The sequence below is a fragment of the Gracilimonas tropica DSM 19535 genome, assembly GCF_000375425.1.
Taxonomy (GTDB): Bacteria; Bacteroidota; Rhodothermia; order Balneolales; family Balneolaceae; genus Gracilimonas; species Gracilimonas tropica.
Window position 1 is genome coordinate 439,127 of record NZ_AQXG01000001.1, and the last position, 15,734, is coordinate 454,860.

Consider the following 15,734-nt stretch of genomic DNA (forward strand, 5'->3'; position numbering starts at 1 on the left):
AATGCTTATATTCATCAAAATTCTAATTCAAAAAATGAACATGAAACAGTTATCAGCTATTCTTTTTGCAGTTGTTATTACGTTTTCAGCTTGTACTTCCGGTGAGGTTGAAAAAGTATTTGTTAATGCCAACGGTTATACCTTCAAAAATGATTCACTTGTCACCTTCAGTACGCTTGTTGTCAAGGATGGTAAGGTGCAGGAAGTTGGAGGTGATGCTTTGGCTGAAACAGCTTCAGGGCAGGTTACCGATCTGCAGGGAAAGACCGTTTTGCCGGGATTGACAGATGCCCACGCTCATGTTATGGGGCTGGGTTTTCAAGAATTGAATATCAATATTTCCGGCATTGAATCCTTGGAGGCCACGCTCGATTCGATCAAAGCTTATGCGGAAGCAAATCCTGAGTTGGAATGGATACAAGGCAGAGGCTGGAATCAAACACTCTGGCCTGAAAATGAATTTCCAACGGCAGAAGATCTGGATAAAATAGTACCTGATCGGCCGGTATTCTTAACAAGAGTGGACGGCCATGCTGCCTGGGCAAATTCAAAAGCTATGGAAATGGCGAACATCAGCAAAGACACTCCGGATCCTCAAGGCGGAAAGATCATCCGAAATAACCGAGGGGAAGCCACCGGCGTTTTTATTGATGCCGCTGAAAACTACATAGCGGAGATCATTCCCGAACCCACCCCGGAAGAACAACGTCTGGCTCTTGAAAAGGCTTTGAACAAAATGGCAAGTGAAGGCTTGACCTCTGTTCATGATGCAGGAATTTCCGCTGAAACCTGGGAATTGTACAAGAATTTTGCTGATCAGGGAAAAATGATCACTCGTATCTATGCGATGATATCGGGAACCGGCCAGGATTTTGACAAACTCTCTGAAAACGGTCCTATTGATTCTTATGCGGATGACCGGTTGGCTCTGCGCAGCGTAAAACTTTACTCAGATGGAGCTTTGGGAAGTCGTGGAGCGGCAATGAAAGAACCGTATTCTGATGACCCGGGTAACAGAGGTTTACTTTTTTATGATCAGGAAGAAATGAATGAGATGGTGAATAAATCAATCTCAAATGGATATCAAACTAATATTCACGCCATCGGTGATCGCGCAAACGATGAAGTTTTGGATGCTTTTGCACAAGCCAAAGAAACCTATGGAGAACAAGGGTTGCGCCATCGAATAGAGCATGCGCAAATCGTTTCGTTGGAAGATATTCCTCGCTTTAAAGATCTGAATCTGATCGCATCCATGCAGGCAACACACGCTACCAGCGACATGAATATGGCGGAAGACCGCGTTGGTCCGGAACGAATTAAAGGCGGATATGCCTGGCAAACATTCCTGGATCAGGGCACTGTTGTGGCTAACGGATCTGATTTTCCGGTAGAGCATGTGAATCCGTTCTTCGGTTTATTTTCCTCGGTAACACGTCAGGATCACCAAGGGAACCCTCCTGAAGGCTGGTATCCAGAAGAGGCTATGAGCCGAACCGAAGCCCTGAGATCATTTACGCTGAATGCAGCTTATGCAGGACACCAGGAAGAGGTACTTGGCAGCCTTGAACCCGGAAAATGGGCAGATTTCATTGTAATTGACCGGGATTATTTTGAAGTACCTGCCATCGAAATCTGGCAAACAGAAGTACTTGAAACCTGGGTTGCAGGAGAAAAGGTGTACGAAAAAGAGTAGAGTATTTCTGAATTACATTTTGAGGCCGGGCAGCATGTCCGGCCTTTTTTGTTTAAAAAATGGAACACAGGGTATTCGTTTGGGTTTAAATGAATGAATATCAAATAAAATAAACATGATGAAACATCTAACGACTAAATTAACATGGTTGTCATTAGCCTTGCTGTTAGTAACGGTTTCTTGCGATAATAATAACAATGCAGAGCCGCCGGAGCTTCCATCAGAAGCATCCATGCAAGCTGATTTTTCAGAGATGGAACAGGCTCAACAATCGAAATTCTCTTCTGCGGCTGAGTCGAATTTCACAACGGCTCTGGCAGCAACCGGAATCATGAAGTTCATTCTAGATGTAAACCTGGCTATCCCAAAGGCCTTGGTTGGTGCTGCAAAACAATATGATCCGGAAGAGATCGCTGATGGCGAGTGGGAATGGAGTTTTTCCACACAGGCCAACCAAAATGAATTTGCAGTACGATTGACCGCTCTAACAAACGGACAAAGCGACGTGGAATGGAGGTTTTTTGTAACCAGTTCTGCAGCAAATCCTGCTTTGGAAAATGCTTTGTTTTTTCAGGGTAATACCAATTTTGAAGCCACCTCAGGTACGTGGACTTATTTCAATCCTGCCAGCGGCGATCAGGTTTCTACCCTGGAATGGAATATGGACGGAGATGAGAGGACCCTTGTTCTTGAAGTTACAAGCGATCGAAATGATAATCTGGGAGACACCATAGAGTATTCTTTTGATGGAACCGTGAAAACCGTGGTATACACGGATGTTTCTGAGAATGAAACAACGACCATCGAATTCAATACCGAAACTAAAGCCGGTTTCATCATTTCCCCGAATTATAATAATGGAGAGCGAGCATGCTGGGATGAGAACCTGAATAATGTCAGCTGTTCAATTTAAGTAGAAACAGAAAAATAGTCTTTTAATAGGAGCCGGATGAAAAGTCCGGCTTTTTTATTTCTATCGGAATAGATAATGTATATATTATATGTAAGAAATATGTTCAAAAAAAGGTATATATGTCATCGAAGAAAAATCCTCTGCGAGGAAGGGGAGCATCAGACAACCCGGTAAATCGTTTTGAAGGGAACTACATTGATTATGATCTGGATGAAGAAACCGGGGAAAAACCCGCTCCAAAAACGCAATACATTGCGGATCATACACAGTCTGTGATAACCTATAATAAAAGTGAAGATATTGGTTTTAATGCGAGTATCAATCCCTACCGGGGGTGTGAGCATGGATGTATTTATTGTTATGCGCGCCCGTATCATGAGTATCTGGGCTATTCTTCCGGCCTGGATTTTGAGTCAAAGATCGTGGTTAAATATGATGCTCCCGAACTCCTGAAAAAAGAACTGAGCGCTCCCAAATGGAAACCACAGATAATAGCAATGAGCGGGGTCACGGATATCTATCAGCCGGTGGAGAGGAAGTTAGAACTGACCAGGCGGTGTCTTAAAGTAATGGCAGAGTTTAGAAATCCGGTTGGACTCATTACCAAAAATCATCTCATCACGAGAGACATAGACATTTTGTGTGAATTGAACGACTATGATTGTGTGAGTGTAACTATTTCGGTGACATCATTGGATAAAGACCTTACCGGGGTGATGGAACCGAGAACATCGCGGCCCCAAAAGAGGCTGGAAGCAATCCGAAGGTTAGCGGATGCCGGGATACCGGTTGGTGTAAATGTGGCTCCGATCATTCCAGGGCTCACCGATCACGAATGTGCGGAAATATTGGAGCTGGCAGCCGCAGCCGGGGCCAAATTCGCAGGTTACACAATTGTTCGATTGCCTTACAAGGTGAAGGACCTGTTTGTTGAGTGGCTTGAACAGCACTTTCCTGAAAGAAAGAAGAAAGTGCTTCATAAGATCCTGGATATCAGAGATGGTAAACTCAACAATTCGGAATGGGGAAAAAGGATGAGAGGCAGCGGAAACTTTTCAAAACAGATCTCGGATCTTTTTCAGGTTCAAACCAAAAGACTGGGACTGAATGAACATCGCAGAACACTTTCCACTGAACACTTTGTACGGAGTACGGGCTCACAAATGAGTTTATTTTAAGATTTGGTTACAATGTTTTAACAAGTTCAAAAGAAACATTTATGAATAAGCTTCGTCTTAATAAGTGTAGTAGCTTTAGGCCCGATACCATTATTGAGGTTAACACTTTTTAGAATAGTAGCTTTTTCAACATAGTAGTCCTCATCTTCTCGGTATCGGGTTTTTTTATTTCTCATCCTGTTCATGTAATCTTTACACTAAAGGCGTATTTCTAATTTGACATTTGAACGCTTGGAAAGTACAATTCAAGTGCCAATCTAAATTCTCAAACGAGGAGGATACGTTATGAACGAAGAAACATTTCTCGAAGCCGCAGAAAGCGGTGACCTCGAATCCATCAAAGGGCTTATCAACGATGGAATAGACGTAAATACTAAGGATAACCATGAACGAACTGCGTTGTTAAAAGCAGCCAAACACGGGCATAAGGAGATCGTAGAATTATTATTAAAACATGGCGCAGAAGCAGACCAAAGAGACAACCGTGGGACTTCGGCACTTTATTGGGCTTCAACAAACGGCCATTATGATATTGTACAAATGTTAATTGAACATCATAGCGATGTAGATGTGCATGACGACCGAGGTTGGTCGGCTAAAGATCAGGCGATAACGCATCACCACAGTAATGTAGTTGAGCTTTTAAATTCGGCAGGAGCTCACTGACACAAAAAGTTTAAAGTAAATTATTCAATTAATTAAAGCCTCATCACCGGATGGGGCTTTTTTATTGATGATCACTCTTTGGCATACAACAAAAAGATGGTTGGGCGTTTGTTCAGGTCCGGCAGTGCTTTTGATTTCCAGCTTTCAATGTGTTTCGAAATGATCTCTTCGGAGGGCAAGGTGAGGTCGGTAGCAGTGCAAAGCCGGGTATTGGATGCGCAGGTACTGAGGACGTCTTTCAATAGTTCATTATTTCGATAAGGGGCTTCCATGAAGATCTGTGTGCGGTCGTGCCGGCGCGATTCTCCTTCAAGCTGTTTGATCATGGATTTTCTTTTATTTTGATCAATTGGTAAATATCCGTGAAAAGCGAATTGCTGCCCATTAAAGCCGGCTGCCATCAATGCAAGCAAAATGGAAGAGGGCCCCACCAGCGGAACTACTTTGATCTGATATTGATGGGCTAGTTTGACCAGTTTTGCCCCCGGATCCGCAACGCCCGGTGCTCCAGCTTCCGATAGAATCCCGGCATTCCGGCCATCCAAAAGGGGACGAAGAAAAGAATGAATTTCCTGTTCCGGTGTATTTTTATTGAGAGGATAGAAATCGATCTCGTATTCAGGAATCGTTTTGCCTACCCACTGTAAAAAAGAGGTAGCCGTTTTGAGGTTTTCGACCATCAACACGTCCAGTTTTCTGAGCACATCTAAGGTGTATTCCGGGATCGCATTGTTTTCTCCGGTCTTTCCAAGTGTTGTTGGAATGAGATAAAGTGTACCTGTCTTCATTGATCTATCCTTTCGATCTCAAATTTATCCTCGTTCACATTGGACACTTTTCGGCGAATGTAACGGTTTACAAAAAATCCAAATACAGAGGTAACCACAAACCCAATGAAAGCTACACTTAAGTTGAACAAAGAAGTACTTCGCTGGATCTCATAGGTGGGATAAAGTACGATCTCCTGGAAAGAATCTTTTTTATAACGCAAGGGAATCATGTTGCTTTCCATCAGCTCTTGAGCCATTTGTATGGAAAGTGTCATTCTGCGCTCAATAGTCTCACCATCCACTTCGAACCGGATGTTGACGTACCCGTTACTTTGAGCTGCAATTTGCTTGATCTCAAAATCGGTAACCTCGGCCAGGTAGGTTTCTCCGTTTTCATACGTATCCTGGGCTCCTTTGTGTACCATGCCTTGCTGCACAACCAGAAAAAGCAGATAAACCGGAATGAGCCAATAAAAATATAAAAGCCTGTATTTATTCATTAGAGCCGGAAATTTCATTTAAAGTTGTTTCATATAAGGCGGGGTCCCAGATCAAACGTTGCTGGAAGTCCTCCTGCATATGGTTGGCCGACATATGCACCCAAAACCCAACCGGCAGCCGATCAAAGAAAATAGCCTGAACGGAAGTATGTCCGTCGTATATAGATGTTCCGAAGTCAATACCGGCAAGCAGTCCCATCCGGTTGTCGTAAATAGCCCCGTAATTTTCAAAACTTCGGGCAATGGGTTCAGATCCCATAGGCCACTGAAGTTTAGCCTTCACCTGTTCTGAGATTTCTTTTGATAATACCTCATCTTTCAATAAACGAACCATAACATCTGTGAGTTGCCGGGTTGTTGCTCTGGGAAAATAGGCAAGAGCATCACGTTCCTGCATAAAAGTCAGCGAAAGTCGGTCATCATCAAACTGCTTCTTAACTTTCTGATTGAATTCGGGATCGTTATTCAATTCTTTTGCGAGTTGAATGGATTCATTTGCAAACTCAGGGAATTCCATTTCTCGAAGTGCAGATGTATCGTTAAGGGCAGGATTGATCCGCATGTACATACCGCTGAATGGGAGAGGAAGAGCCGTATCAGGCAACCCCAAGGTATCGACCAATGCCCGGATGTTTTCTTCTCCGAGTCTAAACCACAAATAATCTGCAGAAACAAGATCACTGTTTTGCAACATGGCATTGACCACCTCTTCCAAAGATGCAGTGCCTCCTTCAAAAGTATCCACCAGCTTTTGGTGATTGTTCTCACTGATCTCCGGTAGGGCAAAAGTCCTGATGTCTTCCAACGCGACCTGTTCTTCAGGGTTCAATAACCCGGAGGTTACTTGTCGCTCATATTCGATCAGCAAAAAGAGATTAGAGGTGGCACCCAAAGATCTCGGGACATCTTCTTGATAGAAAAGGCCGGAATCAGGATCATTTATATTGTAGGAAGTGATGGAAACCCATTCCGGATGCTCTCCAATAAAATCAGCCAAACCGGCCAGGGAATAGGTGCTTTCGATATACTGACTGCCTTCGGCCATGCCGGCTTCGTTTTCAAAGAGGGTTTCGAAGCCGGAATAATTGAGTCCTATGACCATCGCAAAAACAAAAATGGCGGCAGCTAAGAAAACGCCGAGGAAGGTAAGTGCTCTCTTCAAGAATCAGGATTTTTTGAGTTGAAAATTTCATCCCAAAGATACAAAGAAGAACAGAGCTTATCCTGCCAAAGATCCAAACTTTGATAGCCAATATTTTGGTCACATTGTTGAAATAGCCTGCATCATAATAGCACAGAGATAAGCTCCATACGTACCCAGCGCATATCCCAGAACGGCCAAGAGAACACCGACCGGAGCAAGTGCGGGGTGAAAGGCGGAAGCTACGATAGGGGCAGAAGCCGCACCTCCAACATTCGCCTGACTTCCAACCGCCACAAAGAAAAACGGCGCTTTGATGAATTTGCCCACCAATAAAAGGACGCCAACATGTATCAGAATCCAAACAGCTCCGATTACAAAAAATCCGGGAGCATCAAGCATGGAAGCAATATTCATTTTCATCCCGATGGTCATCACCAAAATGTAGAGAAAAAGACTTCCCATTTTCGAAGCACCGGCACCTTCCAGATCCCGAACTTTGGTAAAGGAAAGAATCAGTCCACCGGTAGTAGCCACAACCACGATCCAGAAGAAAGAGGAGTTGAGGCTGAGATCGGCAAGGGCGGGGGCGTTGGCATCGATCCAGGGACCAATAGAATCTCCGGCCAGATGACCCAAAGCAACCACAGCAAATGCAACGGCTCCAATCTTTGTGAAATCGACGAGGGTAGGAACCCGGGCAATTTCCGCCTGGTAATTCGCAATTTTATGCTTCAGTTCATCGATGGCTGAGGAATCTGCTTTAAACCATTTATCTACGCGATCGGAGATACCGGCTCCATACAGCAGAAAGGCCATCCAGATGTTGGCTACGATGATATCAACCGTTACCATTGCGCCAAATAGATCGGTACTGGGTTCAAATACTTCCAGCATGGCGGTTTGGTTAGCTCCGCCTCCGATCCAGCTTCCCGCTACCGTAGCAAGTCCGCGCCAAACTGCTTCAGGTCCGGTTCCACCTACAATTTCAGGGCTGATGGTTCCCACAATAAGCAAGGCAAGCGGACCTCCGATCATAATACTTCCGGTTCCTGCCAAAAACATGATGACGGCTTTGGGACCCAAATTCATGATGCCCTTCAGGTCAATACTCAGCGTCAAAAGCACCAAACTGGCCGGTAACAAGTACCGTGATGCCATGTAGTAGAGATTGGAATCCGTCTCAGATACAATGCCAAAAGTAGTCAGCAGGGAAGGAATGAAGTAGCACAATAGAAGCGAAGGAACAAATTTATAAAATTTCTGCCATTTGGGATTATCACTGTGTGAGGTGATGAAAATTCCGGCAAGTATAGCCATCAAAAGTCCAAAGGTAACCGCATCGCTGGTGATTAGTGCTGAATCCATGAAGTTGGGTTTGATCTGATTTTAAATTCCGTGTGAGAATACAAAAATTTTTAAAGAATCAGTAAGGAATGAATTCAAGATGAAAAATTAAGGATTATTGTTGGTTTAGGAGGGATCTTGATCTCGGTACCATTTCTGGTTCATCTCGTTCCCAACCGCTGGTTGGGAACGCATTTATGAACCTCTGGTTCTATAACATTCGGAACAACCACCAATTTTTAAAATTAGCTAAACACCGCTTTTCTATAGGGATTGGAAAGAAGAGTCGTTATTTTTGCACCTCACTCAATTCATCACCCCAATTCTTTGTTTTAGAATGATCGTATCCAAATTTGGCGGTACCAGTGTAGGTACATTTGAAGCCATGCAGCGCAGTGCACGTATTGTAGCGGCCGACCCAAACCGACAGCTCATTGTAATCAGTGCAACTTCCGGGACCACCAACGACCTCGTTGCCCTTTCCTCAGAACTGGATTCTACCAAACGGGAAGAGATTTTAGGCCGCATTGAAGAACGTCATCTTGCTATTATTGAACAACTCAGAGATCAGGAAACAGCGAGAAATGATTTCTATACGGAGTTTTCAAACCTGAGAGAACACCTGGATTTTGTTGGGCGCGACAAACGCTGGAAAGACCGACTCTATGCATTCGGAGAGTTGATGTCGACCCGCATTTTTGTGCAGGTATTGAGAGAAAATGGAGTAAAAGCAGAATGGCTGGACGCCCGTGACGTGCTTAAAACAGATTCCACTTTTAGTAATGCTGATCCTGTTCTGTCTTCGATCAAAAAGAAAGCAGATACATTGATCAACCCAGAAAAAATCTACCTGACCCAGGGTTTTATTGGTTCCGATATATTTGGGAATACGACCACTTTGGGACGAGGCGGAAGTGACTTCTCAGCCTCTATTTTTGCCGAAGCCGTTGGAGCCGATACACTGGAGATCTGGACGGATGTTGCCGGCGTGTACACCACGGATCCCCGGATTGTACCTGAAGCCTATCCTATTCATGAGATCAGTTTTGATGAAGCCGCTGAGCTTTCTGTTTTCGGAGGGAAAGTGCTGCATCCTGCTACCTTGAAACCGGCAATGAGAGGCGGCGTAAGTGTACGCGTTGCATCAAGTTCTGATCCGGATGCGCCAGGAACCTACATCGTAAAAGAAGCGGATCAGAAACCAACCATCCGCGCTATCTCGCTCCGAAAAGATCAAACTTTGCTAACGGTTAATAGCCTCGAAATGCTTCATCAGCATGGTTTTTTGGCTCATTTGTTTAATACGCTCGCCGAGCATAAGATCTCAGTAGACTTAGTCAGTACCAGTGAAGTAAGCGTTGCCCTTACCTTAGATACTGCCGTAAATGCTGCTAATAAAGTAGAACTAACCGATCAGGTACTTGAAGAGCTGGGGCATTTTGCAGAAGTACTCGTAGAAAAAGACCTGGCGCTGATTGCGTTGATTGGGAATGATTTACAAAAAACATCAGGTATTGGCGGGCCATTATTTACAGCTCTTGAAAACTATAATGTTCGGTTGATCTGCCATGGAGCTAGTCCCAATAACCTGTGTTTTTTGGTAGATCACAAACAAGCTGAAGACATCGTAAGAATGGTGCATAAAAAGTTTATCGAACGATAAAGATTTCCTATCAGAATCATAAGTAAAAGTGTCATAAACGGCTAAATAAAGTTCGTGCAAACTGTTATTTTCAATCTGAATTTTGAATGAAATCAGTCTATGAAAATAGCAGTAATAGGAACCGGTAAAACCGGCGGAAAAGTTGTGGAATTATTAGGGGATGAATGCTCTGAGACTTTTGATAACCACAACCCATCTACCGTCGAAAAGCTTAAACAATCGGATGCAGTTATCATTTTTGTGCCCGGTGATGCCGTTCCTGAAATTATCGACGATGTGTTAGAAGCCGGAATTCCTGCTGCATGGGGCAGTACCGGTTACGATTGGCCCGCTGATCTGGATGAACAGGTAAAAGCCAAAAACACCAAATGGGTGCTGGCTTCAAATTTCAGTTTGGGGATGAATGTGATCCGCAAAAGCATTCAGGCGATCTCCAAAGCCTCTGATATTTTGAAAGATCCGGAGTTTCACATTCATGAAGTGCATCACGTTCACAAAAAAGACGCTCCCAGCGGAACGGCACTTTCCTGGAAAGAATGGCTCGATAAAGAAGCTGAAGTCACCTCTGCCCGCGAAGGCGATGTGAAGGGAATTCATGAATTAACGGTGAAAACAGCCACGGAAGAGATCACCCTGAAACACAAAGCTTTAGACAGAGCTCTTTTTGCTGAAGGCGCCATTTGGGCAGCAAAACAACTGGTTGAAAATCCTGATATAGAAACAGGAGTACATGCATTTGGACAGCTATTTGATCAACTGATAATGGAGGAAGACTAATGGAACAGTTCCCACTTTGGACGGCAATTGTAACTCCCATGAATACAGACGGGAGCGTGGATCACGAAAGTTTTGAATTACTTCTTCGAAAACAGGAAGAAGCCGGAAATGGAGTTTTGGTTTTAGGTAGCACCGGAGAAGGGCTGAACCTTAATGAAGAGGAAAAAAGAGGCATTGTTCAGTTTACGAAAGGCCTCGACCTGGATGTCCCGGTGATGGTAGGAATCGGAGGTTTTGATCTGTCAGCTCAGGTAGATTTCATTCATTGGCTGAATGAAATTGAGCCGGATGCTTTGCTTTTGGTGACTCCTTTGTACGCCAAGCCCGGCGCTGAAGGACAGTTTGAATGGTTTTCGGAACTGATGGCCGAAACGGAATTACCCTGTATGTTGTATAATGTGCCATCAAGAACCGGAGTTAAAATGCACCCAAGTGTACCGGCTCGGCTCAGTAAAGAATTTGATAACCTGATGGGCGTAAAAGAAGCCAGCGGAAGCGTGGAAGAATTCAAGGCTTTCAGGCGAGAAGCCCCGGATGTGAAATTCTACAGCGGTGACGACGGCATGACGCCCGCTTTCACTAAAGAAGGAGGGGTAGGATTGGTGTCCGTAGCTTCCAATGTGTGGCCCAAAGCCACACGAAAATATATGGATTTGTGCTTGGCAGATGAAACAGAGGATTTGTTTCCGCTTTGGAAAAATGCAACAGATGCTCTTTTCAAAGCTCCAAATCCTGTTCCGGTGAAAACATTGCTGCATAAAAAGCGATGGATCACGAACGATACTGTTCGTCTTCCACTTTCTTTAAGTGATATTTCGGAAGAAGTCGAGAACGAGCTATTGGAACAGGATAAGAACATCGCCGAGTGGCTGGATAGTCAGTAAACCGAATTAAGATTTTAATCAACAAACATCACAATTAGAGCATGAACTACGAAGAGATTTTAGATCAATTAGAAGAAGGCACGGTTCGCGCCGCAAACAAAACCGAGCATGGCTGGGAAGCAAATGTGGAAGTGAAAGAAGCGATCTTGGCATCTTTTAAAGATGGTGAAAATACCAGCTATGAAGGTATCTATGAAGGTTTTGTAGATAAACATAATCTTCCGCCGCGTTATTTTTCGCCTGAAGACGGAGTACGGTTGGTGCCCGGAGGATCTTCGGTTCGACGTGGTGCTTATGTTGCATCCGGAGTGATCATCATGCCGCCGGCCTACATCAACGTTGGAGCTTTTGTGGATGAAGGTTCTATGGTAGACAGTCACGCTTTGGTTGGGTCTTGTGCCCAGATCGGGAAAAATGTGCACCTATCCGCTGGCGTACAAATTGGGGGAGTGCTTGAACCGGTTGGCATGAACCCGGTGATCATTGAAGACGACTGCTTTATTGGAGCCGGCTCGGTGATTGTAGAGGGCATTTTGGTGAAGAAGGGTGCTGTTATTGCTCCGGGAGTTACACTTTCCAAAGCAGTTCCGGTGTATGATATGGTTAATGAAACCGTATTGGAACGAGGGTCAGCCATCCCAGAAAATGCTGTGGTGATACCGGGAACTCGTCCGGTTAATAACGATTGGGCCAAAGAAAACGGGCTCAGTATGGCATGTCCAATCATCGTGAAATACCGGGATGAAGGGAGTAACGCCTCTCTTGAGTTGGAAGAAGCCCTAAGGTAATTTTTGCAAGCCTGAGCATTATCAGAATGTTCAGGCTTTTGTCTGTGAGATGGATCAGAATATCGTTCATCTTTAACACTTAGGAAATCACATCTGAAAAATCCGCGAGACTAAGCGTAAACCTCAGCGAACCTCTGCGAGAAAGGATTGTCTGGAAAATAAGAGGGCTAAGATTTGAGCAAATATTCCACGCAGAGTTAATTGGCACGTTCTGATCTTCACGAAATAAAAAAGGCTCAAGTAAAACTTGAGCCTTAGTCATTTCAATAATAGTTCAGATTCTCAATCCAGATCTTCGGGCAGATTGAAATCAATGTTTGTTCGGTAATCACCCAAAAGATGTTGAGCGAAGTAGTACCATTTCTGCCGCTCGAAGTAGGGTTGATAAGGACCAAATCCATGTCGGCGGCCGGGGAGGATCATCATATCAAAACGTTTGCCGGCTTTAATGAGGGCATCTGCCAGGCGGATGGTATTCGCAGGATGTACGTTGTTATCCATATCCCCGTGAACCAAAAGAAGGTGTCCTTTCAGGTTTTTAGCCAGGGCCGCATTGGTCTCAATTTTGGATTCAAAAGTGATCTCATCTTTCTCCACTTCTGTACTATCCGCACTCATCTCTTTTACGGTTTTTCGTTTTTCTTCCACTCCATGGTGTGTTTCACTCCACCAGGTGTTATACACATTGTTGTCATGATTACCGGCAGAAGAAACCGCCACATCATAAAAATCAGGATATGTTAACAGGGCAGCTGTACTCATAAATCCACCGCCGGAGTGCCCGAAGATGCCGACTTTACCTGCATCAATAAAAGAGTGACGTGCGGCAAGCTGTTCAATTCCATACTTATTGTCTTGCAGGGGATAATCTCTGAGATCTCCGTAACCATAGGTATGATAGTAACGAGAGCGCATTGGGCTTCCTCCCCGGTTACCGAAAGCAACCACTACAAAACCTAATTGAGCCAAAGCCTGATTTCGGCCGGTATATCCGGTGAGGGAAAAGTCTATTGGGAAAGGTTCCGTTTGTGGTCCTGGATACACATACGATATAATGGGATACGATTTCGTGGAATCAAAATCGAATGGTTTCCACATCACTCCATAAAGATCGGTAACGCCATCAGCGGCTTTGATCTGAAACTCTTCCGGAGACATCCAGCCCATTTCTTCAGCGGGAGACATATCTACTTGCTGAAGATCCAGGATGATCTTTCCGTTGCGATCTCTGAGTACCGAGCGTGTCGGCATATCAACGCGGGAAAAGTTATCTACAAAGAAATTATCCTTATCGGATTCATAGATACTGTGATCCGCATTTTCAGGAGTCAGATGCCGGAAACTGGAGCCGTCAAATTTCACGCTGTAAAGATGTGTGTAATAAGGATGATCTCCTTCACGGCCATATCCCTCAAAATAAATGGTTGAGGCAGCCGTGTCGATCTTCACTACATCACCGACTACAAAATTTCCCTGGGTGATGCGGTTCTTGAGATTTCCTTCTGAGTCATAACGGTACAATTGTCCCCAACCGGTACGCTCACTCCACCAAATATATTCCTTACCATCCTCAATGATTCCCAAATACTGGTAACTCCAGTTGAAATAAGGTTCACTGGTTTCACTTAAAAGGACTTCCGTTTCGCCGGTTTCGGTATTCCCGATCAAAATATCCACCTTATCGGATGTTCTGTTCTCGCGATAGATATACAATTTATCAGAGCTGTTTGCACGATAATCTCCGGTTTGATGACCACCGTAGTTAGCCCTCAGGTCCTGATCTTCCCATTTATCAGTGTCCATGATAACCCGCTTCCTGCTTTCGATGTCAAAAACCTCAATTTGGTCAACACCGATCTCATCCTCACCGGGCATAGAGTATTTATAGGTTTCAAGTTCCGGTCGCTCTCCAAGGGAATTGATCACCCAAAGTTCATCTACATCCCGGTTATCAGTGCGCTGAATGTATAATTTGGTCTCATCATCAAAAAAGTTGGCCCGGGTACGAAGGCGTTCATTGGAAGTGGTATCACCTTGGTCTGCCTGGTAGCTGAACCATCGCTCGCCATCTTCGGTAAGCTGGATCTCGGTGCTGTCCGGATCATCTGAGCGCATTAAAAATAAGTTGTGATTTTTTGTAAAAGCGATCCAGGTACTGTCCGGAGAATAGGTCGCCCAGCGTTCGTTTTTCTCTTCGTCTTTCAGAGAATCCCCTTTCACAAGCTGATTCCCATTAATGTTATAGGTGAAATTGATACTATCAACATGGAACGTAAATCGCTCTTTGTCATCATCGTACTCGAAATCCTCTAAATCAAGATCCAAGTGATTGAAAGGACGTTCAAAGATCTCAGAAAGCTGCGCCGCCATATTTTCCCGATCAAAAAGAGGACGCTGGGAAGGGCGATCGGCATTTACGAAATACCAATTCTTGCCATCCGGATTTTCGTATTCGTACCAAAAAGTGTTGGTATCTTCGATCCAGCGGGGGTAGACATCCGTGTCGCCAATCAAGTTTTGCATGCGTTCGCCGGTAAATCGCTCGGCTGCTTCAAAGTTGGCTTGAGCCGATACGTATTCTTGATTAATGACTACAAGACATACGGCTGCCATCAGTGTTTTGATGAGGGTAGAAATGTTCATGATGAATGTATGGGGTTAATAGACCCGGAAAAGAAACGGATTTAACTTGTAAAACACTGATAAATAGTTGGAAGGAACCTGTTACTCTAAATTCTGCCGTTCTGCATCAAAATCCTCATCACTGATGAGCCCCTGCTGCCAAAGACCCGTGAGGTAATCAAGGCGATCCATGGTGCCGGGGTCATATTTTGTTTCCCTTGGTTTAGCCTGTTTTTCAGCTTCCAGCCGTTCCAGTTCTGCCTGAACGGCTTTCTCGATAGATCCCGCAATTTGGGATGGATTTTCTAGTCCAACTAAGACTACCTCCCGGGCGGCTGTTTTTAGCGTAACGGATCCCACACCAAACTGAAGGGCTCCGGGAACGGCTTGCCGGATATCAGCAAGGTCGATATTCTGTGAAATGTGTCCATCTATGACAGTTATTCTTCGGTTGGTAATTTTATACCGGATACTTTTGTGTGTGCTTCGGGTACGCCATAAAATGTAGAGACCAAGTAATACAGGGGTCAAAAGTATACCAAGTACATACTGCCAGAAAAAGGCTTTCCAGGAAGGGGTTAGGGTGATGGATTTTTGGGTATCTGACATTGTTCAGATCTATTATTTCGAGAATTAAAAATTAAAAAAGACAATTATTCAGTTTGGGATGCATTCCTTTCTAATTAAAAGATCACTAATGCATCATTGTTTTAGATTAAAATTATCAGTCTTGATGCATCTTGAGTTTGAAAAAATGGTAAGTAAAAATACTTGCATAAAAAAATGCGG

General features: G+C 44.3%; 14 protein-coding genes. 8 read left to right on the forward strand and 6 right to left on the reverse strand.

Going from position 1 to position 15,734, the window contains the following annotated elements; genetic code table 11:
- Positions 1-40: 40 nt before the first annotated feature.
- The 4 genes from B151_RS0102010 to B151_RS17710 all read left to right on the forward strand — a co-directional run bounded on the left by B151_RS0102010 (position 41) and on the right by B151_RS17710 (position 4,453).
- Complete coding sequence (locus B151_RS0102010; RefSeq protein ID WP_020401920.1) at positions 41-1,696, forward strand: amidohydrolase; 1,656 nt, start codon at positions 41-43, stop codon at positions 1,694-1,696.
- A gap of 115 nt (positions 1,697-1,811) precedes the next feature.
- Positions 1,812-2,609 (forward strand): hypothetical protein, encoded by a 798-nt coding sequence (locus B151_RS0102020; protein WP_157470641.1) that lies wholly within the window; start codon positions 1,812-1,814, stop codon positions 2,607-2,609.
- A 119-nt stretch (positions 2,610-2,728) separates the two neighbouring features.
- The gene (locus tag B151_RS0102025) at positions 2,729-3,787 is read left to right on the forward strand and encodes a PA0069 family radical SAM protein (protein WP_020401923.1); all 1,059 of its coding nucleotides are present in this window, start codon (positions 2,729-2,731) and stop codon (positions 3,785-3,787) included.
- Between the two features lie 285 nt (positions 3,788-4,072).
- Entirely contained in the window at positions 4,073-4,453 is a 381-nt protein-coding gene (locus B151_RS17710; RefSeq protein WP_020401925.1) for an ankyrin repeat domain-containing protein, read from the forward strand.
- A 71-nt stretch (positions 4,454-4,524) separates the two neighbouring features.
- Here B151_RS17710 and B151_RS0102040 read toward each other — a convergent pair whose 3' ends face one another.
- The 4 genes from B151_RS0102040 to B151_RS0102055 form a co-directional block, all read right to left on the reverse strand.
- Complete coding sequence (locus B151_RS0102040) at positions 4,525-5,241, reverse strand: SAM-dependent methyltransferase (protein WP_020401926.1); 717 nt, start codon at positions 5,239-5,241, stop codon at positions 4,525-4,527.
- Positions 5,238-5,723: a hypothetical protein gene (locus tag B151_RS0102045; RefSeq protein WP_020401927.1), complete on the reverse strand. Its 486-nt coding sequence runs from the start codon at positions 5,721-5,723 to the stop codon at positions 5,238-5,240. Before B151_RS0102045 ends, B151_RS0102040 begins: the two co-directional genes overlap by 4 nt.
- Positions 5,716-6,885 carry a serine hydrolase gene (locus B151_RS0102050; RefSeq protein WP_020401928.1) on the reverse strand — a complete coding sequence of 390 codons (1,170 nt, stop codon included), beginning with the start codon at positions 6,883-6,885 and terminating at the stop codon, positions 5,716-5,718. The genes B151_RS0102045 and B151_RS0102050 overlap by 8 nt, the downstream gene beginning before the upstream one ends.
- A 99-nt stretch (positions 6,886-6,984) precedes the next feature.
- Entirely contained in the window at positions 6,985-8,232 is a 1,248-nt protein-coding gene (locus B151_RS0102055) for a DUF819 family protein (RefSeq protein WP_020401929.1), read from the reverse strand.
- Positions 8,233-8,548: 316 nt separating this feature from the next.
- On the opposite strand from B151_RS0102055, the gene lysC reads away from it, so the two are divergent.
- The 4 genes from lysC to B151_RS0102075 all read left to right on the forward strand — a co-directional run bounded on the left by lysC (position 8,549) and on the right by B151_RS0102075 (position 12,323).
- Entirely contained in the window at positions 8,549-9,874 is a 1,326-nt protein-coding gene (gene lysC / locus B151_RS0102060) for a lysine-sensitive aspartokinase 3 (protein WP_020401930.1), read from the forward strand.
- Between the two features lie 99 nt (positions 9,875-9,973).
- The gene (locus B151_RS0102065; protein WP_020401931.1) at positions 9,974-10,651 is read left to right on the forward strand and encodes a dihydrodipicolinate reductase C-terminal domain-containing protein; all 678 of its coding nucleotides are present in this window, start codon (positions 9,974-9,976) and stop codon (positions 10,649-10,651) included.
- The gene (gene dapA / locus B151_RS17715; protein WP_020401932.1) at positions 10,651-11,535 is read left to right on the forward strand and encodes a 4-hydroxy-tetrahydrodipicolinate synthase; all 885 of its coding nucleotides are present in this window, start codon (positions 10,651-10,653) and stop codon (positions 11,533-11,535) included. The genes B151_RS0102065 and dapA overlap by 1 nt, the downstream gene beginning before the upstream one ends.
- Before the next feature lie 41 nt (positions 11,536-11,576).
- Positions 11,577-12,323 carry a 2,3,4,5-tetrahydropyridine-2,6-dicarboxylate N-succinyltransferase gene (locus B151_RS0102075; protein WP_020401933.1) on the forward strand — a complete coding sequence of 249 codons (747 nt, stop codon included), beginning with the start codon at positions 11,577-11,579 and terminating at the stop codon, positions 12,321-12,323.
- Positions 12,324-12,605: 282 nt separating this feature from the next.
- Here the strand turns inward: B151_RS0102075 and B151_RS0102080 are convergent, their stop codons facing one another.
- Complete coding sequence (locus B151_RS0102080; protein ID WP_020401934.1) at positions 12,606-14,966, reverse strand: S9 family peptidase; 2,361 nt, start codon at positions 14,964-14,966, stop codon at positions 12,606-12,608.
- An 81-nt stretch (positions 14,967-15,047) separates the two neighbouring features.
- On the reverse strand, positions 15,048-15,554 hold the full coding sequence (locus tag B151_RS0102085) for a YdbT family protein (RefSeq protein ID WP_020401935.1): 507 nt from the start codon (positions 15,552-15,554) through the stop codon (positions 15,048-15,050).
- Positions 15,555-15,734 lie beyond the last annotated feature (180 nt).